Source organism: Paenibacillus sp. FSL H8-0317 (assembly GCF_045040685.1).
GTDB lineage: Bacteria > Bacillota > Bacilli > Paenibacillales > Paenibacillaceae > Paenibacillus.
The window spans coordinates 4674148-4698908 of the sequence record NZ_CP150294.1; the positions used below are offsets into that span (position 1 = coordinate 4674148).

26 protein-coding genes and 1 riboswitch are annotated in these 24761 nt (G+C 46.7%); of the genes, 2 read left to right on the forward strand and 24 right to left on the reverse strand.

All coding sequences use genetic code 11. The annotated features are described in order from the left end of the window. Nucleotides 1–37 precede the first annotated feature (37 nt). The 12 genes from ribE (MHB43_RS20895) to MHB43_RS20950 form a co-directional block, all read right to left on the reverse strand. A complete protein-coding gene (gene ribE / locus MHB43_RS20895; RefSeq protein ID WP_076215868.1) occupies nucleotides 38–505 on the reverse strand; it encodes a 6,7-dimethyl-8-ribityllumazine synthase in 468 nt (155 codons plus the stop codon). 101 nt (nucleotides 506–606) lie between these two features. Next, the gene (locus tag MHB43_RS20900) at nucleotides 607–1839 is read right to left on the reverse strand and encodes a bifunctional 3,4-dihydroxy-2-butanone-4-phosphate synthase/GTP cyclohydrolase II (protein WP_076215865.1); all 1233 of its coding nucleotides are present in this window, start codon (nucleotides 1837–1839) and stop codon (nucleotides 607–609) included. Between the two features lie 32 nt (nucleotides 1840–1871). Beyond that, nucleotides 1872–2540 (reverse strand): riboflavin synthase, encoded by a 669-nt coding sequence (ribE, locus tag MHB43_RS20905; protein WP_405117918.1) that lies wholly within the window; start codon nucleotides 2538–2540, stop codon nucleotides 1872–1874. A 61-nt stretch (nucleotides 2541–2601) separates the two neighbouring features. Further along, on the reverse strand, nucleotides 2602–3705 hold the full coding sequence (gene ribD, locus MHB43_RS20910) for a bifunctional diaminohydroxyphosphoribosylaminopyrimidine deaminase/5-amino-6-(5-phosphoribosylamino)uracil reductase RibD (protein ID WP_036607842.1): 1104 nt from the start codon (nucleotides 3703–3705) through the stop codon (nucleotides 2602–2604). Nucleotides 3706–4028: 323 nt separating this feature from the next. Further along, a riboswitch (FMN riboswitch) is annotated at nucleotides 4029–4197 on the reverse strand. Nucleotides 4198–4365: 168 nt separating this feature from the next. Then, nucleotides 4366–5673: a hypothetical protein gene (locus tag MHB43_RS20915; protein WP_405132456.1), complete on the reverse strand. Its 1308-nt coding sequence runs from the start codon at nucleotides 5671–5673 to the stop codon at nucleotides 4366–4368. 194 nt (nucleotides 5674–5867) lie between these two features. After that, nucleotides 5868–6341, reverse strand: a complete 474-nt coding sequence (gene tnpA, locus MHB43_RS20920; protein WP_405117919.1) for an IS200/IS605 family transposase — start codon at nucleotides 6339–6341, stop codon at nucleotides 5868–5870. 205 nt (nucleotides 6342–6546) lie between these two features. Next, nucleotides 6547–6978, reverse strand: coding sequence for a peptidylprolyl isomerase (locus tag MHB43_RS20925; RefSeq protein WP_017687646.1), 432 nt, complete (start codon nucleotides 6976–6978; stop codon nucleotides 6547–6549). Between the two features lie 248 nt (nucleotides 6979–7226). Next, nucleotides 7227–8558 (reverse strand): diaminopimelate decarboxylase, encoded by a 1332-nt coding sequence (gene lysA / locus MHB43_RS20930; protein ID WP_017687645.1) that lies wholly within the window; start codon nucleotides 8556–8558, stop codon nucleotides 7227–7229. A gap of 103 nt (nucleotides 8559–8661) precedes the next feature. After that, the gene (locus MHB43_RS20935; RefSeq protein WP_221822084.1) at nucleotides 8662–10329 is read right to left on the reverse strand and encodes a spore germination protein; all 1668 of its coding nucleotides are present in this window, start codon (nucleotides 10327–10329) and stop codon (nucleotides 8662–8664) included. A 24-nt stretch (nucleotides 10330–10353) separates the two neighbouring features. Beyond that, nucleotides 10354–10782 carry a stage V sporulation protein AB gene (locus MHB43_RS20940; protein ID WP_221822086.1) on the reverse strand — a complete coding sequence of 143 codons (429 nt, stop codon included), beginning with the start codon at nucleotides 10780–10782 and terminating at the stop codon, nucleotides 10354–10356. Further along, the gene (locus tag MHB43_RS20945; RefSeq protein ID WP_076215849.1) at nucleotides 10763–11419 is read right to left on the reverse strand and encodes a stage V sporulation protein AA; all 657 of its coding nucleotides are present in this window, start codon (nucleotides 11417–11419) and stop codon (nucleotides 10763–10765) included. Before MHB43_RS20945 ends, MHB43_RS20940 begins: the two co-directional genes overlap by 20 nt. A gap of 1029 nt (nucleotides 11420–12448) precedes the next feature. Next, entirely contained in the window at nucleotides 12449–13357 is a 909-nt protein-coding gene (locus tag MHB43_RS20950; protein ID WP_405117920.1) for a helix-turn-helix domain-containing protein, read from the reverse strand. Between the two features lie 108 nt (nucleotides 13358–13465). Here MHB43_RS20950 and MHB43_RS20955 point away from each other — a divergent pair, with 108 nt between their 5' ends. Next, on the forward strand, nucleotides 13466–14395 hold the full coding sequence (locus tag MHB43_RS20955; RefSeq protein ID WP_405117921.1) for a DMT family transporter: 930 nt from the start codon (nucleotides 13466–13468) through the stop codon (nucleotides 14393–14395). Between the two features lie 86 nt (nucleotides 14396–14481). Here the strand turns inward: MHB43_RS20955 and sigF are convergent, their stop codons facing one another. The 11 genes from sigF to MHB43_RS21010 form a co-directional block, all read right to left on the reverse strand. After that, nucleotides 14482–15237: an RNA polymerase sporulation sigma factor SigF gene (sigF, locus tag MHB43_RS20960; RefSeq protein WP_036607856.1), complete on the reverse strand. Its 756-nt coding sequence runs from the start codon at nucleotides 15235–15237 to the stop codon at nucleotides 14482–14484. Between the two features lie 14 nt (nucleotides 15238–15251). Further along, on the reverse strand, nucleotides 15252–15707 hold the full coding sequence (gene spoIIAB / locus MHB43_RS20965) for an anti-sigma F factor (RefSeq protein ID WP_036672324.1): 456 nt from the start codon (nucleotides 15705–15707) through the stop codon (nucleotides 15252–15254). Further along, entirely contained in the window at nucleotides 15704–16057 is a 354-nt protein-coding gene (gene spoIIAA / locus MHB43_RS20970) for an anti-sigma F factor antagonist (protein WP_017687636.1), read from the reverse strand. The genes spoIIAB and spoIIAA overlap by 4 nt, the downstream gene beginning before the upstream one ends. Before the next feature lie 144 nt (nucleotides 16058–16201). Continuing rightward, on the reverse strand, nucleotides 16202–17377 hold the full coding sequence (locus MHB43_RS20975; RefSeq protein ID WP_405117922.1) for a D-alanyl-D-alanine carboxypeptidase family protein: 1176 nt from the start codon (nucleotides 17375–17377) through the stop codon (nucleotides 16202–16204). Between the two features lie 246 nt (nucleotides 17378–17623). Beyond that, entirely contained in the window at nucleotides 17624–18448 is an 825-nt protein-coding gene (locus MHB43_RS20980; protein ID WP_221822088.1) for a purine-nucleoside phosphorylase, read from the reverse strand. A gap of 129 nt (nucleotides 18449–18577) precedes the next feature. After that, nucleotides 18578–19468, reverse strand: coding sequence for a tyrosine recombinase (locus MHB43_RS20985; protein WP_339177577.1), 891 nt, complete (start codon nucleotides 19466–19468; stop codon nucleotides 18578–18580). Between the two features lie 75 nt (nucleotides 19469–19543). Next, on the reverse strand, nucleotides 19544–19786 hold the full coding sequence (locus MHB43_RS20990) for a DUF4227 family protein (RefSeq protein ID WP_339177580.1): 243 nt from the start codon (nucleotides 19784–19786) through the stop codon (nucleotides 19544–19546). A 158-nt stretch (nucleotides 19787–19944) separates the two neighbouring features. Further along, on the reverse strand, nucleotides 19945–20412 hold the full coding sequence (locus tag MHB43_RS20995) for a Fur family transcriptional regulator (protein ID WP_036607866.1): 468 nt from the start codon (nucleotides 20410–20412) through the stop codon (nucleotides 19945–19947). 107 nt (nucleotides 20413–20519) lie between these two features. Continuing rightward, nucleotides 20520–21149 carry a stage II sporulation protein M gene (gene spoIIM, locus MHB43_RS21000; RefSeq protein WP_017687629.1) on the reverse strand — a complete coding sequence of 210 codons (630 nt, stop codon included), beginning with the start codon at nucleotides 21147–21149 and terminating at the stop codon, nucleotides 20520–20522. Between the two features lie 161 nt (nucleotides 21150–21310). After that, complete coding sequence (locus MHB43_RS21005; RefSeq protein ID WP_339177583.1) at nucleotides 21311–22531, reverse strand: endonuclease Q family protein; 1221 nt, start codon at nucleotides 22529–22531, stop codon at nucleotides 21311–21313. 2 nt (nucleotides 22532–22533) lie between these two features. After that, complete coding sequence (locus MHB43_RS21010; RefSeq protein ID WP_405117923.1) at nucleotides 22534–23127, reverse strand: NUDIX domain-containing protein; 594 nt, start codon at nucleotides 23125–23127, stop codon at nucleotides 22534–22536. 122 nt (nucleotides 23128–23249) lie between these two features. Here MHB43_RS21010 and MHB43_RS21015 point away from each other — a divergent pair, with 122 nt between their 5' ends. After that, complete coding sequence (locus MHB43_RS21015) at nucleotides 23250–23384, forward strand: Z-ring formation inhibitor MciZ (protein WP_091028853.1); 135 nt, start codon at nucleotides 23250–23252, stop codon at nucleotides 23382–23384. Nucleotides 23385–23545: 161 nt separating this feature from the next. On the opposite strand, the gene MHB43_RS21020 is transcribed toward MHB43_RS21015, so the two are convergent. Further along, nucleotides 23546–24679, reverse strand: a complete 1134-nt coding sequence (locus tag MHB43_RS21020; RefSeq protein WP_221822095.1) for a M20/M25/M40 family metallo-hydrolase — start codon at nucleotides 24677–24679, stop codon at nucleotides 23546–23548. Nucleotides 24680–24761: the final 82 nt, after the last annotated feature.

The following is a 24761-nucleotide window of genomic DNA, read 5'->3' on the forward strand; positions in this document are numbered from 1 at the left end:
CGTCTGCGCAAAGCAGGGCACTACTATTAAATAAGCACTATTTTAGCTGTTTCGTCAAGTTTGCCATCTCAATTGCCGCCGTAGCCGCATCCCAACCTTTGTTACCCGCCTTGGTTCCGGCACGTTCAATCGCTTGTTCAATATTTTCTGTTGTAACCAGTCCAAAGATTGTAGGCACGCCTGTTTTCAGGTTGATTGCCGCTACCCCTTTAGCCATCTCGTTGCACACATAATCGTAATGCGTAGTGGACCCACGAATGACAGTTCCCAAGGTAATTACTGCATCATACTTGCCGCTCTCCGCCATTTTCTGCGCTATTAAAGGGATTTCGAACGCACCTGGAACCCAGGCTACATCCACTTCCTCATCCTTCACGCCGTGACGTTTGAATGCATCGAGCGCTGCGCTAAGCAATTTGCTCGTGATGAATTCGTTGAAACGTCCAACAACAACTCCATATCTTAATCCTTCTGATACTAAATGTCCTTCAAAAAATTGTGCCATTCATGTCATCTCCCTAACGGTATAATGTAATGTAAGTAACGGAAATCCCTAATCAATCTCTTCCATAAATTACATGGTGAACGTTATTCATCTAAAATTATTTACTCTTCGTTCTGCTCGATATCATCAAACTTGAGCATATGCCCCAACTTGGCTTGCTTGGTGTGAAGATACACCGTATTGTCCTCGTTCTCCTCCATCTGGATCGCGACACGCTCTACCACTTCAAGTCCATATCCTTCAAGGCCTTTAATTTTACGAGGGTTGTTAGTTAACAGTCTGATCTGACGAACTCCAAGGTCTTTTAGAATTTGAGCGCCAATTCCGTAATCACGCAAGTCGGCAGCAAAACCCAAACTCAGGTTTGCGTCAACAGTATCCATACCTTCCTCTTGCAGCTTATAGGCTTTGAGCTTGTTAATCAGCCCAATCCCCCGACCTTCCTGTCTCATATATAACAGTACGCCATTGCCTTCCTCGTGAATCTGTTTGAGTGCCGCATCAAACTGCGGACCACAGTCACAACGATGCGAATGGAATACATCACCTGTCAAACATTCAGAGTGCACACGTACAAGCACAGGTTTCGAACCATCAATTTCTCCTTTGACCAAAGCCACATGTTCCTTATTGTCCACAGCATTTGTATAAGCCACCGCTTGAAACTCACCAAAGTCTGTTGGCATACGCACAGCCACTTCACGTTGAACCAGCTGTTCTTTTTCGTTACGGTAACGAATCATGTCCTGAATACTGATCAGCTTCAGATCATGTTTGCGGGCAATCTCCTGCAGATCCGGAAGTCTGGCCATTGTGCCATCTTCCTTAATCACTTCACAGATAACGCCAGCAGGGTAGGAACCACACATGATAGCAAGATCTACTGCAGCTTCCGTATGTCCGGCACGCCGAAGTACACCGCCGTCTTTTGCAATCAACGGGAACATGTGACCAGGCTTACGGAAGTCCCCGGCTTTCGCCTCAGGATCAATCAGACCTTTCACAGTAATAGAACGTTCATGTGCCGAGATACCTGTTGTCGTATCTTTGTGGTCCACAGAAACGGTGAAAGCTGTTCCATGGAAATCCGTATTTTGTTGAACCATTGGTTTCAGGTTAAGTTCGTCCGCACGTTGTTGTGTAATCGGAACACAGACCAGACCTCTACCTTCAGTAATCATGAAATTAATGACTTCAGGTGTCGCCTTTTCGGCCAAAGCGATAAAATCGCCTTCATTCTCCCGATCTTCATCATCCACAACAATGACGGGTTTACCACGCATGAGATCATATATGGCTTCTTCTATTGTGTCCAGAATGGATTGTTCTGACATTGGCCCACCTCCAGTTAATTTCTGTTCTCTATTTATGCAAATCCGTGATTGGCGAGAAAATCTTCACTGATACTGCGCGGCTTGCCAGCACCCATCTCCCGATGTCCTCTCCCATACTGGAGCAGATGATCCACATATTTGCCCAAAATATCGCATTCGATATTAATGGTATCCCCTGTCTTTTTCACATTTAGTACAGTTTCACCAATGGTATGCGGGATAATGGAAACCGTGAATGCCGTATCCGACGTATGGACAACGGTCAAACTAATGCCATCCAGTGTAACCGATCCTTTGGGGATCAGATATTTGAACAACTGGTGATCATCAGGCTTGATCTCAAACACAATTGCATTCTGATCACGTGTTATACTGCCAATCACTCCAGTACCATCGACATGACCCTGAACGATATGTCCGCCAAAACGACCGCCTGATTGCATGGCCCGCTCCAGATTAACTTTACTGCCAGATTGCAGCTGCCTGAGATTGGTATGGCGATAGGTTTCAGGCATTACATCGGCGGTAAAACCTCCACCTTCGAGTGTTGTCGCAGTTAAACACACGCCGTTCACTGCTACACTATCACCAATCTTCAGATCGTCCATGATGGCGGAAGCTCCGATATTCAGGACCATCGCTTCGCCTTTCCGACCAATACGCCGGATCTGACCGACTTCTTCCACCAAACCGGTAAACATGCTGCCGCCTCCCTTTTTCAAGTTATAAAAAACCTAACTTTCTACTTTCAAATCCATTTATTTATTCAGGCCACACCGGAATACCACCAATGCTGATATTATCTCCAACTTGTTCGATCTCCAACTGATTCAATTGAATCGCCTGATTCATACGTTCCACACCTTCGAAGCGGAAGCTTCCAGGTGTATCATAACCGCCTACAATCTTCGGAGCGATAAACATCAGCAGTCGATCGACCAACCTTGCCTCCAGCATGGCTCCATTCAAGGTACCTCCACCTTCAAGCAAAATTGAACCAATGTCACGCTCACCCAACTTGCTAAGTCCGTTTAACAGATCCACACGTGGTCCAGGACCACAGCGTATAATTTCGACGCCGTAGGCTTCCAAACGTTCAGCAGCTTCAGGACTGGCTTCGTCTGTTGTTAGCACCCATGTTGGAGCAAGACCATCCTTAACCATTTTGGCACCTACGGGAAGACGTAACTTGGAATCCACCACAATGCGCACCGGACTAATGCCTTCGACTTGCAAACGGGTTGTAAGTTCTGGATTATCGGCAATCACTGTGTCCACGCCAACCATAATTCCCTGGTGACGATGACGAAGGGCATGCACAATCTCACGAGCAGGCTCGTTCGAGATCCACTTGCTGTCTCCGCTGCGAGTAGCAATTTTCCCATCCAAAGTTGTAGCTGTCTTCAGTGTCACAAAAGGTAGACCCGTTGTAATAAATTTAATGAATTTTTCATTCATGCGTCTTCCACGCTCACGCAGTACGCCAACTTCAACTTCAATGCCTTGTTGACGAAGCATGCTTATGCCTCTGCCGGATACTTGCGGATTTGGATCTTCACAACATACCACAACACGTTTCACCTTTTCATGAATCAGGCGTTCACTACAAGGTGGCGTCTTGCCATAATGACTACAAGGCTCAAGTGTAACGTATACCGTACTTCCTTCTGCATCACTGCCTGCCATGTTAAGTGCATGCACCTCTGCATGACCGGTTCCACGTTTCAGATGGCTCCCCAGGCCTACAATACGACCTTCTTTCACAACTACACATCCAACGACCGGATTGATCCCCGTCTGTCCCTGTGCTCGTTCCGCCATATCCAATGCCAGTGCCATATAAAATTCATCATTGATCATTTCCAAATCCGTTCACCCCGCGGTTTAAAGTCTTGTTTATTAAAAAATCCCCGTCGAACAATCAGTTCGATGGGGATGATGAGAGACAAATGTCAACAGCAGGAGTGAAATGGATACAGCACGCCAACACTTTGCCCAAAACTTCATTTCGGGCAAGTGAAAATAGACACATACCTTAATGAACATCAATTACAGGTAAAGAGCTTTTATAGTGCGGCATATGTATGGAACTGTCCGGCGTAACCGGATCTTCCCTGCACAGTGCAAGACATCACACATCGTGACCGTGCAGCAATACTCCTGCTGAATGCTAACCTGTTAGGTCTGCACCTCTCCTTCTCCCATCCAGACTATACTGTCGGTTCTGGAATTACACCAGATCAGCCATCTGCCAATGGCAGACAGGTCACGGACTTTGCATCAAGTGCTGGACACATAGGTCCTTACACTTCCTGCATCACCGCCGGTAGGGAATTGCACCCTGCCCTGAAGGATTGCTTTCGTTATTACTTGGATGTTAGCACTTTAATGCCAAAAAATCAATTGTTTTTTGTTCCTTTTTGTCACATACTAACTTTTAATAAGCTAAGAAACAACAAAAAACCGCTTCCTCTCAGGAGGTACGGTTTTTGCTTGGAGGCACATTTTCACATCCATCGTATCATTCTACATATCAGGAAAACACCAGCTCGCCATATGCTTTAATTCTTTGGCATTATGAAATGGAATGCGGTCAGGTTCTTGCAGGGGCGAAGTCGGAAGCGGGAACTCTCTTGCCACCCTTCTGACCCAACTTGTGGAATCAATCGCAATAGCCGAGCATTTCCAGCGTCCATTCGCTCTCGGTCGAAACGTCCCATGCAAATCTGCTTTTCCCGGCATCTCTGGAAAGACACCATCCAGATATTCGACGATGACGCGCTTGTCTCTGACTTCGTGACAATATACTGTCACCCATACACCTTCCCGGACCCGAACAGCATACACATCGCCAGACTGTACCTCCCCGGTACCTGCATCAGGAGATGCCTTTGGCACTTTTCCGCGAACACTTCTCTTCTTCTCCAATGCACCTAAGATCGTGTCCTTTACTGCTGGACTCTCATCAGGCTTATCCGCAAGAGATATATTATTCAGATCAAAATCTTGAAATATTTTGTTCAGGTTGTTCTCATTAATTCCGACAGATGAATCCCACCACGCCAGAGGGGCCTGCACTTCAACCCGCACATTGGGGCGTGCGTCACGTTGCATATAAGAGGTAAATTCCGTGATCATACCAGGATGCTCCGGCGTATCCAGTATGCCAATCAGAGCTAACGTCTCAAGCAAATCACGGTAGACATATTCCTTCTGTGTAGGCAAAAGACGTTCCTTCTTGAGCGCTACTGCTGCCTTGCTGTAACGTGTTTTGGGAGGTAACTCGCGGAGCACCGTTAACACCGCACGGAATGTCCAGCGGTCGTAATCATTGGGTATTGGAATCTCCTTCGCGGTAGCCAGTTCTCGAAGTGCCAACACGCTTCCAAAAGGATCACCGTCCAACGGGGTTCCATTGGTCATCCGCCAATACCATTGCAGCGTCGTGTCGATTGCTTGATCTACACTTAATCCGCAGATCTTACAAGTGTTCGAAGATGGATATGGCGTATGTTCATGACTTGGCATACTGCTCGCAATAAGCTTGCTTGTAAGCAACGAGCGCCAAATCATGGGTGCTGACCACAAAGAGGATACAAAGGCCTGCGCTGCATCATTGATCGTCCATTGATTTGCAACTTTTTTCAGCTCAGTAATCGTTTCATCATGTTGCGGACGTACAAATCGATTCGGTTCATGCCCGGCTGCCTCAAGCGCTTCTCGATCCTTTACGGATAGACTATCCGGAACGACATGCCGCGATGCCTGCAGTTCTTCATCCCACAACGTGCGCTCACTATAAATTAGTTTTAACAAGCTTAGCTGAGTAACCATATCCAAGGTTTTATTCATCCTTTCTAATCATCGATTTCAAGTATGTAAAAAAATCAGGACCACCCGTCCAACGGGTGGTTTGCTCTTGGGGTATAACCCCCTGTTGCCAAACTGCGCCTAAAGACGCTAGCCTGACAGCAGGGCTGTTCAGGCTCAGTGTTATTTGTCACTTTCACTCACCAGTTAAACTGGTTTTACTTCTTTTTGGTCCGATTACTGCTGAATGGATCTTCGTATTCTTTTACACTCAGCTTATCTAACGCTTGATCATGTGCTTCTTGTTCACGAATATACTTTCTTACCGTTGCTTCATTTAGACCCACTGTACTCACATAGTACCCTTCTGCCCAAAACTTTCGATTGCCGTATTTATACTTGAGCTGGGCATGCTTCTCGAATATCATTAACGAACTTTTTCCCTTTAGATATCCCATGAACGTTGAGACAGCTATTTTCGGTGGAATCGCTACCAACATGTGAACATGATCGGGCATCATATGACCTTCTATAATTTCTACTCCCTTGTACTTACACAGACGTCTAAAAATTTCGATTAAGTCTTTTCTCACTTGATTATAGATTTCTTTCCGTCTATACTTCGGGGTGAATACAATGTGGTATTTGCACATCCACTTTGTGTGAGCTAGGCTATAGCTCTTGTTTGCCATCTAAGACCATTCCTTTCTTTGAGCCTGAACATCTCAATTTTATCGGAATGGTCTTGGTGGTCAAACCCTTGATCCCTCCACCCGCATAGCGGGTGGTTTTTTTGTTTCGCGCGTTTCACGCACTCAACTGGCTAAAGCCATAAAATAAAAAAAGTGCTTCTTTAAAAGAAGCACTTCATGTTTGGATCTAGTTAAGGTGAAGGTATTAAGCTTCTACAACTTCAACAGTTTCCATTTTGTCTTTACCTTCCAAAGCGTCCACGAACTCCATACCTTTAGTTACTTTACCAAATACAGTATGTTGTCCATCCAAATGTGGTTGCGGTTGGTAGCAGATGTAGAACTGGCTTCCACCTGTGTTACGGCCAGCATGTGCCATAGCAAGTGTTCCGCGCTCATGTTTGTTTGGGTTAATTTCACAGTTGATTGTGTAACCTGGGCCACCTGCACCGCTACCGTTAGGGCATCCGCCTTGAGCTACAAAGCCCGGGATAACGCGGTGGAATGTAAGACCATTGTAGAAACCGGAGTTAGCCAGTTTCTCAAAGTTTGCTACTGTGTTTGGAGCTTCTTGATCGAACAGATCGATCAAAACTTCTCCGCCGTTTGCCAATTTAATTTTCGCTTGTTTCGCCATATGTAAATGACTCCTTTCGTATTGACCATCGTTAATTGTGCCAGAACGCATGACCCTGGGCCAAGCATTACAGCACTTTTCTTAGTGTACACCGAAAATGTCTGGATCGCAAAAAAAACGACAACTTTTTTCATGATTTAGCTCAAATACGCAAAAAGCAGACGAAAAAGGAAGGTTCCTTTTCATCTGCTTCAACTGCAAAATCCCTATATCTTGAATAATGCAGAACCGCATTATCTTTTGACGAATTAGCGAGTCACTGGCTGTTTGCCAATACGTGCAGGTACCAGGTCATTCTGGATGATATCTTGATACGTCTCACGGCGTACCACGACATCTCCTTGACCGTCTTTGACAAATACAACTGCCGGACGACGAATCCGGTTGTAGTTGCTCGCCATGGAGTAGTTATACGCGCCTGTGCAAGCTACAGCGAGCAGATCGCCGCTTTCCACTTTTGGCAGGTCCAGATCCCAGATCAACATATCGCCACTCTCGCAGCATTTACCCGCAACAGATACCGTTTCCTGAGCAGCCTCATTTGCACGATTGGCAAGCACAGCTTCGTACTTGGATTCATACAAAGCAGGGCGTGGGTTATCAGTCATACCACCATCCACGGCAACGTATTTACGCACGCCTGGAATGTCTTTGCTTGTTCCAACGGTATACAGCGTTGTTCCCGCTTCACCCACGATGCTGCGGCCTGGTTCAACCCAGATCTCAGGTACGGCATAGCCGATTTGAGCAAAATGATTTTTAACGGCATCTGTAATAGCCTTCACGTATTGCGCAACTTCAAGCGGCGTATCTCCATCGATATAACGGATTCCGAATCCACCACCCAGGTTAACCACTTTGAAAGCAACATTAAGACGCTCATATACACTTGCTGCAAATTCAGCAACACGTTGAACAGCCATCTGGAAGCCTTCAACTTCGAAGATCTGGGAACCAATGTGGGAATGCACACCGAGCAATACCAGGTTGGACTGCTTGGAAGCCAAGTCAATCGCTTCAAATGCTGTACCATTGCCGATATCGAATCCAAATTTCGAATCCGTTTGACCTGTGGAAATATATTCATGCGTATGTGCCTCAACACCAGGCGTCACACGAAGCAAAATGTTCACTTTACGATTTTTGTCCGCTGCTACAGCCTGCAACAGATGCAATTCATTGAAGTTATCAACAACAAAACATCCGATCTCCGCATCAAGAGCCATTTCGATCTCTTCCAACGTTTTGTTGTTACCGTGGAAGTGAATGCGCTCAGCTGGGAATCCTGCTTGCAGTGCAGTAAACAGTTCACCATCAGATACAACATCCAGGGAAAGTCCTTCTTCTGCTGCAAGGGCACACATCGCCATTACACAGAATGCTTTACTTGCGTAAGCAACCTGGAAGCCCAGTCCGGAAGCACGGAATGCTTCCATGTACTCTCTGCAACGCTCGCGAACCAATTGCTCGTCCACAACATACAGGGGAGTTCCAAATTGTTCTTTCAGATCTGTTGCATCAACTCCGCCAATCTCCAGATGTCCTTGCGCATTTATTTTACTTGTACCATGTAAATACATAATCTGCATTCCTCACTTTTTATATACTGGAACAATTGATATTCCAATGATTTTACACCAGTATATCAAATTAGACAGCGAGATGAATGGATTTTTCGGAAGATCATTTGTGTTTTTTACTTTTTCGCAGTTCCCCGTCCGGATCATCGGACATTTTGGTGTTATCACGGGTTTTATTAAATGATGGACGTTTTTTATTTTCCAGCAACGGTAGCCGGAATAAAAAATTGCCCAGGGCTTTTGCATTAAACGGTATAAAAGGCCAGAGATACGAAGAATTGTACGACCGGTGAACGGTAAGGGCCAATATGAGCAAGGTACAGCCCACGACCAATCCCGGAACCTTGAATATCGCAACAGCAATTAACAGAACCAACCTGACTAGCCTGTTGGCAAGTCCAAGCTCGTAACTCGGCGTAGCAAACATACCGATGGCTGCGATAGCCATATAGAGTACAACTTCATTGACAAAATATCCTGTTTTGACGGCGATATCCCCGACTAGAATTGCCGCGATCAAGCCCATAGCCGATGCCAGAGGTGTAGGCGTATGGACCGCTGCCATCCGTAATAAATCGACGCCCAGTTCGATCAGTAGAAACTGTAGAATCAGTGGCAGCTTTACATTCTCCTGCGGACCAATGAAGTCGAGCCCCATCGGTTTAATCGAAGGGTCAATAACCATGAGAAGCCATAGTGGTAGCAAAAACAACGATATGAGAATCCCTGCAAAACGCACCCATCGTAAATACGTCCCCATCAATGCCGTCTGTCTGTTCTCCTCCGCATGTTCACACAGATCGAAGAAGGTCGTAGGCAAAATCATCACACTTGGGGAAGTGTCTACAAAAATGACAACTCTCCCTTCCAGTAAATGGGAAGCTGTAACATCTGGTCGTTCCGAATAACGAACGAGCGGGAACGGATTCCAACCCTTGTTGATAATCGCTTCCTCCAGCTGCTTGTCGGCTGCGGGAATACCATCGATATCCACTCGCTGTATTTTTTCACGAACGGAATCTACCTGCACTTTATCCACAATATCGTCAATATACACCACACAGACATCGGTTTGTGTTCTCCGCCCCACCTGCATAATTTCGAATTTCAGTCCTGGGTCGCGTATTCTGCGGCGCACCAGGGTTACATTGGTCAGGAGTGTTTCGGTAAAGCCGTCTCTGGAACCTCGGACTACCCTTTCCAATGAAGGTTCTTCGGGTGAACGTACCGGATAACTCCGGGTATCCATAATTAAGACCGAGCGGTCCCCTTCAACGAACATTGCGCTCATCCCGGTAAGAACCTTGTTGATGACCGCACTCATCTTGTCGACTTTTTCCACCTGAATATGGGGAATGTAACATTCAAAATAGGATTTGAGAGCATGTCCGGACACGTCATCTGGCGTGAGATAGGTCAGTCTTTTCAATACTTCAAGCAAAATCTCATCCTTGGCAAAGCCCGTGATCATCAGCAATCCAACGTGCTTGCCCCCCAGGACCATTTCCCTCATATTCACGTCGAACGATTCTCCAAGCCCCAGTACCTGTTGCAGCGTATATTTGTTCTCACTCATGCGTGGGGAGATATCATCGTTTTCCTGCCAATATTGTACGGATTCCTCAATGCTGTCGGACATCTCATTTTGTTTTTTCTTATTGTACGCTTTCTCCTCTTCTTCCTTCTGAATCTCATAAGCAGACTTGTGTAACATCTCTTCCGTTATACCTTCACTATTTTCCTGGCCTGTGTGCTCCGTTCGTTCATCCATCTTCCATCCTCCTATGGCCACGAGTTACCGCTGATATATAAAAAAATCAAACAGGGAACCTGTCATTTTGCCCAAAATCATGGCGAGCAGTAATCCAAACAAATAAGGTTTCATGCCCAATCGTTTGGCTAATACGGGCAGTACATTGAGTACCTCAGTGAGCGCCGCGGCCAGCAGGCCGATGAACACGCCACAGAACAAACCAACAATCGGGCTGAGCAGCAGCACCCCATGCATTTTCCAGTGCCAGAAGTCCGCCACGGTCCCGAGCAGTGAACCACCTATTAGCGCCCCTTCGTACCAGTGAGTCCTGTCATACGATTGCGTAAGTTGAGCCAACCTTGGGATCATATCGAGCACCAGAATGAGCGCAATTACGCCGCTCCCTACGGCAATTCCCCCTGCAATACCCAATACAATGCTGATTGCTCCATTAAGAACGCTCATCCGCATTCATCTCCCTGCGTTCCTGCTCATGCATCCGTTCGCTCTCTTCAATCACCACATATTTATCTACATTTTGCTGGTATAGAAACATCTCCACTTCTAGCGGGGTAGGTTCCTCATTCCACTTTTTCTTGAACAAATGATTAAAAAATACTGCCATTCCGAATCCAATGCCAATGGAATACGCCACTTGGAACAAATAGGGATGTTCGTCCCGATGCCCAGTAAGCATCTCCACAATACGAATCTGTACTTCCTGCATGTTCACATCGGCATGAAAATTCATGATGGTTAAGGCTGATCCAAAGAACAGCAGCAGCCAAACCAGAATGAATAGGGACTTGGAAGGTTGACCATTTCCCGCAATGACTTCAACCAACGTATGACCTGATCCCATCAGTTCCACAGTTACCTCCGGCAAGATGTGCCGAATTCGGGGAATAATCTGCAATATATCAATGAGGATCAGATTGCCATCCTCCGGTCCAGGGCGCAGCAGTTCAAGCTCCAGTAGCCTGCCCTCCTGGTCTTCAGATGAGGTCAGTACATGTGCAATGTCTCCAAGCTTGACTGCTCTGCCCCTCTGGATGCGAATACGGCTGCGCAGACGAATATAGACCATTGGAGTGGGTGTCTGGGACATCCATAGCACTCCTTTACTGCGTAATTTAGGTTAGTATTTGAAGAATGTGCAAATTTATTACAAACGGGTTGGAAAAAAGGTGGAAGGGTGAGTTGGCGCTGCGGGATGGATCGGTCATTGGTCGCTGTTATCCCCGGATTTCTTGAACTCTCCTTTTCAAGGAGGAAATCCGGTGCTAAAGGCGAACGCTTCGCTCCTTTTGACCGATTCCATCCCTCCGCTACCTACGTCCTCCCGTTTCCAAACGATTGAAATAAATATGCTGGGGGAGTAGGCAGGAAGGGAATTTAAAAGATGAGCATTTTGGGGTTATTTTGCTCAAAATTCTATGACTCTTGAAGTTGTCTTCTGCATGCATCTTAGAATACAACTGTTAGAAATTTGGAGACAAAGGCGAACGCTTCGCTTCTTCAGGTCTAATCTGCCGCCTGCGTTGCTTGTGTATTATTAGGCAAGCCCGCTTCGCTCCTTTTGACCGATTCCATCCCTCCGCTGCCCATCGTCCTCCCGTTTCCAAACGTTTGAAATAAATATGCTGGGGAGGTGGCAGGAAGGGAATTCAAAGAAGAGCTTTTGGGGGTTATTTGGCTCAAAATTCTATGACTCCTGAAGTTATCTTCTGAATACAACATTGACTACAACTTTGTAGAGATTTGGAGCCGAAGGCGAAGGCTTGGCTTCTTTAGGTCTAATCTGCCGCCTGCGTTGCTTGTGTATCCTTAGGTAAGCCCTCACGCTTCGCTCCTTTTGACCGATTCCATCCCTCCGCTACCCATCGTCCTCCCGCTTCCAAACGTTTGTAATAAATATGCTGGGAGTAGGCAGGAAGGGAATTGGACGATGAGCTTTTGGGGTTATTTTGCTCAAGAATTTAATGACTTGTGAAGGTAGCTTCGGGATATTAATTTTAGAAATTTGGGGGTTTGAGGCGTAACGGAGTGTGAAGCATTATTTTACATATCAAAAAAGTCGCCGTATGGGCGACTTTTTTTGATATTGGTAGATAGTCACGGATCATGTAACAATAACTCAACAATTATGTTCTTTTTCTCTTTTGTTCAATTCCCTTCTAAATCGTAGAGGGGTTGAATTCATTGTTTTGCGGAATTGGTTAATGTAATAACTTGTGCTGTTAAAACCGACCTCATAGGCAATTTCGGTGATGCTACGCTTGGAGGATTGCAATAGTTCAATGCTTCTTTGGATGCGGTACTCTATCACATATTGCATGGGTGTAGTTTTCAGGATTTGCTTGAAATAACGGCATGTCTCTGATCGACTTAACTGTCCGGACTTTGCAATATCTTCCAGCTTAATTGGATCGGCATAATTGAGATTAATCCATTGCAACATGTCTTTCATTCGATTGTTTCTGCTCATCTCTGATGGATCATGTTTTAGAGAGTATCCGTTCATAATCAGCAGTTTCCAAATATTCAACACCATAGAAGCAACATTCACTTCGTAAAAAGGATCTTGGTGCACTAGCTCCTTTCTAATCCGTGCAATAGCATCCAGGATCTGTTCTCCCCAAGCGTTAGCTCTTTCGATATACAGAAAAGGCAAATTAGTTGCCGTAACATATGGATGTACGTACTTTATATACAAATCCGAAGGCATGATAACATGTGGGGACAAATTCAGACATAAATAAATGCAGTTCTCGCTCACACCGCGATCCTCAGCCATATGCATTACTCCACTGTTGATAAAAATCCCGTCACCTTTGGACAAAATCATCTTTTGATCGTTAATATGAAACAACGCCGTACCCTGAAGAACGGCAACAAACTGCAATTCATCATGCCAGTGGAGAGGAATATGTCCGTGAACATTTTGAACAATGGTTGTCTCATAACAGGCTATAGATAATGTATCGGTACGGTGTTGCGTCATTTCTTTCAAATGTTGATCAATGATAAATTCAATCTTCTGCATGGCCCTCATCTCAATATAGTTATATTTTTAAGTGTAATATTGATATAAATGTACCTCATTTCTCCTTAATATAACACTATTCTTATATTTAAGGTGAGGCGAACAAGAATGACAACTTCTGCAAAATCCAAAATTTCAGGCATCATACTCGTTCTGACGGGAGCCATCTGCTGGGGCATTGGGGGGACAGTATCTCAAAAACTGTTTCAACTGGATGGAATTGAAGTCAATTGGTATGTCACTGTACGATTGTTGATTGCTGGGTTACTATTACTGGTTATTCAATCGTTTACAAATGGACGATTTCAGATTTTTGATGTGTGGAGAAATAAAAAAACGGCTGGACAGCTGATCATTTTTGGATTGGTGGGCATGCTTGCCGTTCAGTATACGTACATGGCATCCATTAAACACGGCAATTCAGCGGTGGCTACACTCCTGCAGTACCTGTCCCCGGTCATGATCATGATTTACATCGCACTCCGTAAGCAGTCTGTCCTCACACGCAATGACCTTGCATGCGCTGTTCTGGCTCTCGGTGGGTGTTTTTTCCTGCTGACGAATGGCTCACTTACGCGGTTATCTGTCTCCTCGCTCGCAGTGATATGGGGCCTGTTATCTGGGGTTTCAGCTGCATTTTATACGCTGTATGCCGTGCAACTGATTAAAAAGTTCGATTCACTTGTTGTGGTTGGCTGGGCTATGATCATCGGTGGTTTGGGAATGAGTTTTATTCACCCGCCCTGGAAAATGAATTTCGCTAGCATCACGCTTGAAACCTACGGTTATTTAATATTTACGATCCTCTTTGGAACCATGATTGCTTTTTGGTTTTATATTGCGAGTCTCAAAAGTCTTACACCCAAGGAAACTAGCCTGCTGGGGAGTGCAGAGCCCCTTGCTGCTGTTGGAACAACCGTCATATGGCTCCATGAACCTTTTGGCTTCTATCAATGGATTGGCATGGCATGTATTCTTGGCATGATGCTGGTCATGCAGTCCAATCGTTCAGGATCTTCCCGTATTAACAACAAATAACCTCCCTCGCCATAATGCGCGATAGAAGGTTGTTAGTTGTCGTATATTGGTGCATAAGCGCCAATATTGTTGTTGCAATCCCAGAATCACTGCGCGATCTGGTCGCGGATGGATTGCAGTATTTTTTTCTCCAGACGTGATACCTGCACCTGAGATATTCCCAATCTGCTGGCAACCTCGGACTGGGTCTGATCCCGGTAATACCGAAGATAAACAATTAACCGCTCCCGCTCACTAAGACCACCGATGGCTTCGTTCAGGGCCAGCTTGTCAAACCAACGTTCCTGAGACTCGTCGGCAATCTGATCCATTAACGTAATGGGATCACCGTCGTTCTCAAATACCGTCTCATGGATGGAGGTCGGTGGTTTGTTCGCTTCCTGGGCAAATACAACTTCCTCCGGGGTTACCCCCAGCTCTGCGGCAACTTCCTTAATCGTTGGTAAACGATCCAGATGTTTGGACAGTTCGTCCCTTTTTTTGCGGACTTTATTCGCCATCTCTTTCAGTGAACGACTGACCTTCAAGGTACCATCATCCCGCAGGAATCGCTGGATTTCTCCGATGATCATCGGTACCGCGTAGGTTGAGAACTTCACGTCATAACTGAGATCGAATTTGTCTACTGACTTGAGCAGACCGATACAACCAATCTGGAACAGATCTTCCGGATCATATCCCCTGTTCATAAAACGCTGTACGACGGACCAGACGAGTCTGATGTTGCAGTTCACCAGCGTATCCCGTGAGACATGGTCACCCGACTGACTGAGCGCAATCAGCCGTTTGACCTCGGCATCGTCCAAATAGGTCTGTGAAGATGGTTTCACTTCAGCATCCATAAGAACACCAACCCCTAATTATACAATGCTTTCTTGGATTCAATCCTTTTTTTCATCTTGATGGAGGTGCCTCTGCCGGGCTCACTGCTGACTTCGAATTCATCCATAAAGTTTTCCATAATGGTGAAGCCCATGCCCGACCGCTCAAGTTCGGGTTTGGACGTATATAGTGGCTGCTTGGCCAGTTCAAGATCTTCGATTCCTTCACCGCGGTCTTCCACAATAATGGTGATCATGTCTTCCCGAATCTCGGCCTGGATAGACACAACACCCTCGGAGTTATTGTTGTATCCGTGGATGATACTGTTGGTCACGGCTTCCGAAATGACCGTCTTCAGGTCACTGAGCTCGTCCATCGTTGGATCAAGCTGGGAGATAAATGCAGCAACGGTTACCCGTGCAAACGATTCATTCTCTGACTTGGCCGCGAATTGCAGATTCATGAAATTTGTCCCTGTTCCTTCATTCATGAGACGACCTCCAGACCTGAGAGAGCAGTTCCCTCATTTTCGTATATCGGCATAATCTTGAACAGACCCGACATTTCCAGCAAACGGTACACTGGCGAATTGACGTCACAGACCACCATCTTGCCACCTTTATTCTTAATGAGCTTGTATCTTCCCAAAATGACACCCAGACCTGAACTGTCCATAAATTGCAGATCTTTCAGGCTGAGTACCAGATGCTCGCTTTGTCTCCGCTGGATAGCTTCATCCATTTGCATCCGTACCATGTCAGCTGTATGGTGATCCAGCTCCCCGGATAATCGTACAATCAGAATCCCGCGATGGTGTTCCATTTCCACATGCAAGTTCACGTTTGCTCACTCTCCTCCCTGTCTTAGAACAAGGATTTCTACGCTTCCGAAGGCTTTTCCTGCCCCCCGACAAAACTAGAAGAAAACCCCTATTTAACTACAAAATATGTTCGAAGGATACGTGCAACTCGCAGAAATCGCCGTTTAGTCAAACAGGTTGGACGTTGTCCGCTTGAACAGCTTCCACCAGCCAGCCTTATTCACATCCTGCGGAGCCTGAATGTCGAACTCCTTAATCACGTCATTGCCCTGGTAGACCACCAGTTTACCAATACTTTGCCCGGCTTTGATCGGAGCTTTCAATTCTTTGGCGACCAGCAATTCATGCCGGATGTCATTGGATTTGGCTCCTTTGCGCATCAGCACACTATAATTTTGCGTGGCATTCAGAGGCAACTCGGCAACTTCACCTTTTTCAATTTTCAGACTGCCCAGCAGATCCCCTGCCTTGTAGAGCGCCTTCATCGTATATTGACTGAACGCATAGTCAAACATCGAAGATACTTCGCTGTTCCGTGTTTTGGTATTTGGTTCACCGAGTACCACGGAAACGACACGCAGTCCATCCTTGGACGCTGTTGCAGACAAGCAGAATTTCGCTTCGGAGGTATAACCTGTTTTCAAACCGTCTGCCCCTTGATAAAAACGAACCAGCTTGTTTGTGTTCACTAGCCAGAATGGCTTTTCCGAATCTTTGCGAAGATAATCCTGATATGCACCAGTGTACTTTGTAATCCCGGAATGCTTCAGCAGTTCACGGCTCATGACAGCAATGTCATGGGCAGACGAATAATGATTATCGACCGGCAGACCGTTACAGTTGGCAAAATGAGTATCCTTCATGCCAAGCTCCTTCGCACGCTCATTCATCAGCTGTACAAAAGCTTCTTCCGAGCCAGCAATCTTCTCGGCCATAGCAACAGAGGCATCATTGCCTGATGCCATGGCAATCCCTTTTAACATATCGTCGACCGTCATTTCTTCCCCAGGCTCCAGAAAGATCTGCGAACCGCCCATGGAAGCTGCATATTCGCTCGTTCTTACTTTGTCCGTCAGCTTCAGCTTGCCCGAGTCGATCGCTTCGATCGTAAGCAGCATTGTCATAATTTTTGTAATGCTCGCCGGAGGCAGTTGATCATGACTGTTTTTCTCATAAATGACCGTTCCCGTATCTGCATCCATTAAGATCGCAGAGCGTGCCGACGGGGCCAGATCAGTTCCTCCTGCTGCCTTCGGTTTTTCTTCAGCCAATGCTGTTGATGCCATAAGGGACAGCAGAATACAAAGGGTCATGAACGATGCCATTATTCTTTTCTTCACAAGGTTACCTCCTCAAATGACTTGCTTACTGCATGTTCCATGCATGTACTGCTAATCATTGTCGGCCCGTTTCCAGTAAATTATTCCATGTAAAGCATGATTTCCCGAACTTTTATTGAAAATGTGGTTAAAGCAAAAAAAACACTGCACTCAACGAATGAGTAACCGTACGTTTATCACAACAAAAAAAGGTTACCCCCGATGATTTCTCATCTAAAGAGGTAACCCTATCTACTCAAATCTTGCTTACATTTGTGGAATAACCGCCAATACCAGCGCCAGGAACGACTCACGCACACGTTCCGTCGTTTCCATCACCTCATCATGTGACAACGGCTGGTCCAGAATTCCGGCAGCCATGTTGCTGATACAGGAAATACCGAGTACTTCCAGGCCTGCGTGGCGTGCGACGATCACTTCAGATACAGTAGACATGCCCACTGCGTCTGCGCCCAATGTACGCAACATTCTGATCTCTGCTGGTGTCTCATAGTTCGGACCGAGCATACCTGCGTATACCCCTTCACGTACGTTAAAACCTTGTGAAGCGGCCGTATCCTTCGCCAGCGAACGCAAACGGCGGCTATATGCTTCGGACAGATCCGGGAAACGCACGCCCAGTGCAGCGTCATTTGGTCCGATCAGTGGATTTTTACCTGTGAGATTTAAGTGATCAGAGATCAGCATCAAGTCTCCAGCTTCATACGACGTATTCACGCCGCCCGCAGCATTGGTTACAAGCAGGCTGCTTACACCCAGTTCTTTCATAACCCGTACAGGGAAAGCTGTCAATTCCGGACCATATCCTTCGTACATGTGGAAGCGGCCTTTCATCATCACAACTGGACGACCTTTAATGGTTCCAACCAATAGTTCACCTTCATGTCCTTCTACTGTGGACACTGGAAAATGAGGAATATCCTGATAAGCAATACTTACGCCATCTTCAATCAGTTCTGCCAGTACACCAAGACCCGAACCCAAAATCAAACCGACTTCCGGCTTGATGGAGCTTTTGCTTTGAATATAAGATGCTGCTTCCGAAATCATTTGTTGGTTTAATGCTGTCATGCGATGTATGTTCCTCCTTGAGTTGAAACGATCCGTCTTATGTATAACGGCGTTTGGATGTATTCAATTTATTTTATCCTAAATCGGCCCAATGTTCCGCATTTATTTGTGAATGCCATGCGTCAAAATCTATCTTGCCCTCGGATGATGGGTTTCATAGATTTCTTTCATGGTTTTGCGACCATGATTGCCATATTGTTGTCCAGGCTGCTCCACGTGACCCAGCATGTCTTGAACCGCACGTGTATCCGCCCCATTGGCAATCAGGTGTGCTGCAAAGGAATGACGCAGCGTATGCGGCGTAATTTCTTCCGAGATTCCTGCGTCCACCGCCGCTTTTTTGAGCAGCTTCCAGAAGCCCTGCCGGGTTAAACGTCTACCAGATACATTCACGAATAGTGCCTGCTCGTCCGAATCGGTTTTGAGCAACTTGTTGCGGAATTCCTCCACATATACACTTGCCCAATGTGCAGCTGGTGCACCGATGGGAAGGATGCGTTCCTTGCCCGCCCCACCGCATCGTATAAAACGCATGCCTGGCTGTACATCCCGAATGTCAAGGGCAATCAATTCCGAGACCCGAATGCCTGTAGCATATAACAGTTCAAGCATCGCTTGATCTCTCACACCCTGCGGTGAACGAATATCAGGCGCTGTCAGCAGTTGTTCGATCTCCTGGATACTTAACACCTGTGGAGGCGTTTTGTCCGCCTTGGGAGCTTCCACATCAAACGTAGGGTCCTGTATAATATCACCCCGCCGCATCAAAAAATGAAAGTAGGAGCGCAGAGATACGATGCTGCGGGCAATGGTTGCATTGGCACGTCCTGCCTGTTTGAGCTGACCTGCAAACAGGACGACATGTGTGCGTCTGACCTGATCGGCTTCGCGTATGCCATATTCCTTATCAGCAAATTCAATGAACTTGTCCACGTCTCGGAGATACGATTCAAGCGTGCTGCTCGACATCCCTTTATCATCTTCCAAGTATAAGGCATAGGCGTGTATCGTCTGTTTCATGTACAACGCTCCTCAACTGACAGATCTGCCGCTCTGGCAGACTGCTCCCGTATTTGCATCCCTGGCTGTTCGAAGCTACTCCCCGTACCAATAGAACAAACGGAGACGCTCTGCCATCGTAGGACGTCCTTCTCCATTACCCGGCCAATCCGTTTCCTGAAATACTTTGATTGCATTGCCAGTTGGCATCTGATACTGATCCACAGGTGAGACCCAGCCATTAAAAAGATCCAGAACATGATAGAACAGATAAACTAATGCGGCAAAAACTATGATAAATCGAATAAAACGGAGCCCTCTCCGCACTGATATAATCATGGGCGCGTCCCCTCCTGATTCGAATCCGGTATTGTCCTTGAATCAGGGTATGTCCATTAACACAGGTTTATGCCATTCGGGGGAAACTCCAGATCATGTCCGGTGCCAAAAAAGCTCTCCCGTCAAAACCGCCGGTGAGAGCTTGAAGATATGCTATGTTATTCTTCATCTTTGGGTTTCTGTTCATTTTTAGCTTTGCAACGATAACAAATTCCATGAAAGTCCAGTCGGTGATCTACTACCGAAAAGTTGAATTCCCGCTCCAAACGCTCTTCAAGCGGTCCAAGCCAGTCTTCACGTATTTCATCCATACTTCCGCATTGAACACAGATTAAGTGATGATGGTGATGCTTGGATGTATCTCCGCGCAGATCATAACGCGCTACACCGTCGCCGAAGTTGATTTTCTCTACAACATGCAGCTCACTCAGCAGTTCGAGGGTACGGTACACGGTTGCCAGACCGATTTCGGGAGCCTTTTCTTTAACGAGCATGAATACATCTTCTGCGCTCAGATGATCTTCTTCATTCTCAAGAAGTACTCTTAAGGTGGCTTCCCGCTGGGGCGTTAATTTATATCCTTGGGACTGTAGTTGCTGCTTAATTTTATCAATCCGTGCTTCCATTTTCTCCCTCCCCCTAGGAAATCACTGCACACTGCAACTTAACCCACTCTTTTCATTATAGGGGGAGTGCGTAATTAAAGTCAACATTTTACACTATACGGTACACGTTAGGCCGGTAGTAACATTGGCGTGACCCAACGCATCATCGCAGGTGTAACCCATGTTTCAAAAGACGCCACGCCGAGCAGCAGTGCAGCCATAACCAAAGTTAACACTATATATGAAGCAAAAGGCCTTTGTCGACCAGGTGTTCGCTGCATCAAAACACGATTGCGAATGATGTATAACGAGAACGTCATCGCCGCCACACTGCAGATCAGGAGGATCGGTATGACAAATAGATTATGCGGTGCCACGGACACCAGTGCAAACAGCAGCCCTTTCCAGGAATACTGTCCAACAAGGTACCCCACTGTGAATCCAATGAGCACACCTTTCAAAAAATCCAGAACCAGTATACCGGGCAGTCCAACAACGGATAAACCCAGAATAAAGATCAGACCCACCCATTTCAGATGGAGCATGGCAATGTCCCAATATGCCCCGGTCTCAGTCACTTGTGCACTGTGCTGCACGGTCATGAAGAAATTGCCGAGATAACCCTCCAGATCCTGACGTTGCTCAAGAGACAATGCGTTGACCATGAGCGCGCCAAAAATGACGCCGACCAGAAACAAGACAGCCACGAATACATATAACGAAGTCTGACCTTTAAATGTAAAGTAGGAAGAGCGCATACAGGTACGAGTCCCCTTTCCAGTATCATGCTGCAAGGATTCTCAGTTACATCCTCATAGTCATTCTTATGAACCGGAATGCACCTGTATGACTTCTTGTCCAGATTGGACCTCTGTAAAGCAAAAGCTATATGAGTTGAACTACAAAATTTTTACACGGGTCACTCCGTAGCTCTTTGCTGAACAGCAACTTTACCGTACGTGCCGCCACCACCGGAGGACAACTCCAGTTGTCCGTTCCGTGCAGCCACAATCAGGCCTGCCAGCACAGGTCCAACAACCGCAGCAAGCTCTTCCTCACGCGTGCGATGAAGTACGTTCATTTCTGTACCAAAATGTTCCAGTAGCTGGCGCAGTTTGGCTTTGCCAAGTCCGGGGATGAACTCCAGTGGTACCTGATAATGATAGGCCGGTCTGTTTGCAGGAACATGAGGACTCTCCCGATCAGAGATTGCCAGAATGCGATCCAGCACCCCCTGCACCAGCTTCAGACTGCCACAGTGCGGACAACGCTCTGCTGACATCGCCTGCTCGTCCATTATGCTGCCACATGCGGCACAGTAAGTACGGTGGTATTTGCCCAGCCTTGGATTCAGTCCATAATTGGCAGCAATTTTCCTGCCGGCTTCTCCTTGAAGTGCCATGCGGAATTCATCAAAAGAAGGTGCAGCCACTTGCAGTTCATTATACTCCCGTCCAATCTTACCGAGAGAATGGGCATCCGAATTGGTCAGAAACGGTACATGATCCAACTCCCGAATATAACTGGCCATGGATGAGTCCGAGCTTAAGCCTAGCTCTACCGCATCCACGAGACTAGTATCCAATACATCGCCCATACGGGGCGCCGTACTGCCATAGATGCCTTTATGCGGTGTAAACACATGTGCAGGTACAATAAGCCCACCACGTGCCTTAATCTCGGCTTGCATCTCTAGAGCGGGCACGTATACCCGCTGAGAACTGAGATTCACATTTTTCATATAACGTTTCATCCAGTCCGTGAAGGACTTCATCGTTTTCAGATCACGGAAGTACGCCAGTATATGGAACTCACGCATTCCAGGCTCGCGCAGCTCAATCTCTGTACCCAGCAGAATGGTGGTGTCCTGATAGGCAATGCCGCCGCCCTCAATCTCGGACATGGTACCACTCTCCAGCAATTGCTCAATATCCAGCTGTACAACCGGAGAATGACAATCAATAACACCAAGCAAATGAATTCCTTTGCGATCCGATGCTTCCCGAGCAATATTCTCAAATGTCAGATCGCGACTGCCGCTGATTTTAACGGCCTCACCGCGAGAGGTTCGTCCGATGTGAATATGCAGGTCTGTATAACAGGGCTCCCACGTCGTGGACGTTTCCAGTTGGTCTTGCATGCCTAGAATCGTCCCGTCGTTCTGTAGAGGTCCCACGCGTATACAGCCATCATCGTTTTGGCATCACTAATCCGATTCTCATCCATGAGAGCGTAGGCTTCCTCCAGAGTTATTTCGGCAACTTCAAGGTATTCATCTTCGTCCAGCGCCATGTCCCCTGCTTCCAACTCTTCAGCGATGTATAGATGAATGATCTCATCTGCGAACCCCGGTGACGTGTAGAACGAACGCAAATGACGCAACGACTTGGCCACAAATCCCGTCTCTTCTCGCAATTCACGTGCTGCGGCCACCTCCGGCTCTTCTCCCGGGTCCAGTTTCCCCGCAGGAATCTCCACTTCGGTGCGTCCCATTGCCTGACGATACTGATCCACAACAAGCATGCGATCCCCGTTTAGTGCAAGTACAGCTACAGCACCAGGATGCCGGATAATCTCACGTGTAGCCGTTTGTCCGTTTGGTAGCTTTACCGTATCGACCTGAAGTGAAATCACTTTTCCCTCGAAGATCGGCTTGGTGGATACGGTCACTTCATCCAGCTTTGGATTGGCAGGTTGCGCTGCGTGGATGGATTGGGCAGATTGGTTTGGTTTCATTGGTTCTTCAACTCCATATCGTAGGATTATATATTCGGCTAATGTATATATCTCTGATTTTGGGCATAAGGTGAGCGTATAGAACTCTCACAGCAAATATAAACGAATCAGGGGGACTTTCGATGAACAGTTATATGACGCCTCAATCCGTACACGTGGTAGGACAAGCCCGGCAAGTACAGCTCATACTCAAACAATGGTTGCGCGAGTGGGGCCCGGATGCCAAATTAGTCGATCTGCTCGCTGGACGCAAATGAATGGGTCATCGATCCATTCATCCATTGATTCAATTTGACCCTAAATTAACGAGTCTTCTCCCTTGAAATATAACATGAATTCACAAAAAGTCCGAATCCGATACAGATAGACTGGGTTCGGACTTTTGTCTAACAACATGTGAGGTAACATGTGCTGTATATTATTTCTTGTCAGCTGCCGTTTCCTGAATAATAGCCACTACCACTTGGGATAACTTCACAATGTCTTCGGCACGAATACGTTCTTTGGTTGTATGGATATCCTCATACCCTACCGCCAGATTCACTGTTGGAATGTCGAATCCGTTAAAGATATTGGCATCACTGCCACCACCGGAAGCAAACGTACTTGTCTCCAGCCCAATACTGCGGATGGCACGCTGCGCAAGCTGTACAACTTCGTGTTCATCATGGAAACCAAATGCAGGGTAAAGGATCTCACTTCTGAATTCAGCTGTTGCACCGTATTTGCGACATGTTGTTTCCAACGCGTCACGCATCTGTGCAACCTGCAATTCAACTTTCTCCTGCACAATACTGCGAGCCTCCGCTTCAAGCTGTACAAAGTCACATACCACGTTGAGTGCTGATCCACCCTGGAATTTACCGATGTTCGCTGTCGTCTCATCATCAATTCTGCCCAGTGTCATCGCAGCAATCGCTTTGGCTGCAACCTGAATGGCGCTGATCCCGTCTTCCGGGTTCACGCCCGCATGGGCAGACTTACCATAGATGCTCATTTGAATTTCAGCTCTGGCTGGTGCAGCAACACAGATCGTGCCTACAGCTCCATTAGAATCCAGCGCATAACCGAACTCGGCATCGATATCCTTCGGATTCATTGCACGTGCGCCCACCAGGCCAGACTCTTCGCCGACCGTAATGACAAATTGAATTTTACCATGTGGAATGTTGTTTTCCTGGATCACACGAATCGCTTCAAACAATGCCGCAATCCCTGCTTTGTCATCTGCTCCCAGGATCGTTGTTCCATCGCTGCTGATCCAGCCATCTTCACCCAGTTCAGGCTTGATTCCCTGTCCCGGCGTCACGGTGTCCATATGACATGTGAAAAAGATCGGTGCAACCCCTTCAGTTCCTTCGGCTTCCCAGGTAATGACGAGGTTTCCTGCGCCATGTCCGGTTTGCTCCATGGTATCATCCTCATAGACATGAAGACCAAGCTCTGCAAACTGTTCTTTTAACACCTTCGAGATGTTCTGTTCATTTTTCGTTTCACTATCAATCTGCACCAGTTCCATGAACTGATCGATAACACGTTGTTGTTTAATCATAGGACTTTCCTCCCTCTCGTAGATACGGTACAATACAATTACTATGGCTTGTTTACTTTATGAGGTTGTTCAAAAAGTCCGC

Bases quoted from the DNA above. Each gene is read 5' to 3' on its own strand.
- ribE (WP_076215868.1), bottom strand. From the start codon at position 505: ATGGCACAATTTTTTGAAGGACATTTAGTATCAGAAGGATTAAGATAT.
- MHB43_RS20900 (WP_076215865.1), bottom strand. From the start codon at position 1,839: ATGTCAGAACAATCCATTCTGGACACAATAGAAGAAGCCATATATGAT.
- ribE (WP_405117918.1), bottom strand. From the start codon at position 2,540: ATGTTTACCGGTTTGGTGGAAGAAGTCGGTCAGATCCGGCGTATTGGT.
- MHB43_RS20915 (WP_405132456.1), bottom strand. From the start codon at position 5,673: ATGGTTACTCAGCTAAGCTTGTTAAAACTAATTTATAGTGAGCGCACG.
- tnpA (WP_405117919.1), bottom strand. From the start codon at position 6,341: ATGGCAAACAAGAGCTATAGCCTAGCTCACACAAAGTGGATGTGCAAA.
- MHB43_RS20925 (WP_017687646.1), bottom strand. From the start codon at position 6,978: ATGGCGAAACAAGCGAAAATTAAATTGGCAAACGGCGGAGAAGTTTTG.
- lysA (WP_017687645.1), bottom strand. From the start codon at position 8,558: ATGTATTTACATGGTACAAGTAAAATAAATGCGCAAGGACATCTGGAG.
- MHB43_RS20935 (WP_221822084.1), bottom strand. From the start codon at position 10,329: ATGGATGAACGAACGGAGCACACAGGCCAGGAAAATAGTGAAGGTATA.
- MHB43_RS20940 (WP_221822086.1), bottom strand. From the start codon at position 10,782: ATGCGGATGAGCGTTCTTAATGGAGCAATCAGCATTGTATTGGGTATT.
- MHB43_RS20945 (WP_076215849.1), bottom strand. From the start codon at position 11,419: ATGTCCCAGACACCCACTCCAATGGTCTATATTCGTCTGCGCAGCCGT.
- MHB43_RS20950 (WP_405117920.1), bottom strand. From the start codon at position 13,357: ATGCAGAAGATTGAATTTATCATTGATCAACATTTGAAAGAAATGACG.
- MHB43_RS20955 (WP_405117921.1), top strand. From the start codon at position 13,466: ATGACAACTTCTGCAAAATCCAAAATTTCAGGCATCATACTCGTTCTG.
- sigF (WP_036607856.1), bottom strand. From the start codon at position 15,237: ATGGATGCTGAAGTGAAACCATCTTCACAGACCTATTTGGACGATGCC.
- spoIIAB (WP_036672324.1), bottom strand. From the start codon at position 15,707: ATGAATGAAGGAACAGGGACAAATTTCATGAATCTGCAATTCGCGGCC.
- MHB43_RS20980 (WP_221822088.1), bottom strand. From the start codon at position 18,448: ATGACAGCATTAAACCAACAAATGATTTCGGAAGCAGCATCTTATATT.
- MHB43_RS20985 (WP_339177577.1), bottom strand. From the start codon at position 19,468: ATGAAACAGACGATACACGCCTATGCCTTATACTTGGAAGATGATAAA.
- MHB43_RS20990 (WP_339177580.1), bottom strand. From the start codon at position 19,786: ATGATTATATCAGTGCGGAGAGGGCTCCGTTTTATTCGATTTATCATA.
- MHB43_RS20995 (WP_036607866.1), bottom strand. From the start codon at position 20,412: ATGGAAGCACGGATTGATAAAATTAAGCAGCAACTACAGTCCCAAGGA.
- spoIIM (WP_017687629.1), bottom strand. From the start codon at position 21,149: ATGCGCTCTTCCTACTTTACATTTAAAGGTCAGACTTCGTTATATGTA.
- MHB43_RS21005 (WP_339177583.1), bottom strand. From the start codon at position 22,531: ATGCAAGACCAACTGGAAACGTCCACGACGTGGGAGCCCTGTTATACA.
- MHB43_RS21010 (WP_405117923.1), bottom strand. From the start codon at position 23,127: ATGAAACCAAACCAATCTGCCCAATCCATCCACGCAGCGCAACCTGCC.
- MHB43_RS21015 (WP_091028853.1), top strand. From the start codon at position 23,250: ATGAACAGTTATATGACGCCTCAATCCGTACACGTGGTAGGACAAGCC.
- MHB43_RS21020 (WP_221822095.1), bottom strand. From the start codon at position 24,679: ATGATTAAACAACAACGTGTTATCGATCAGTTCATGGAACTGGTGCAG.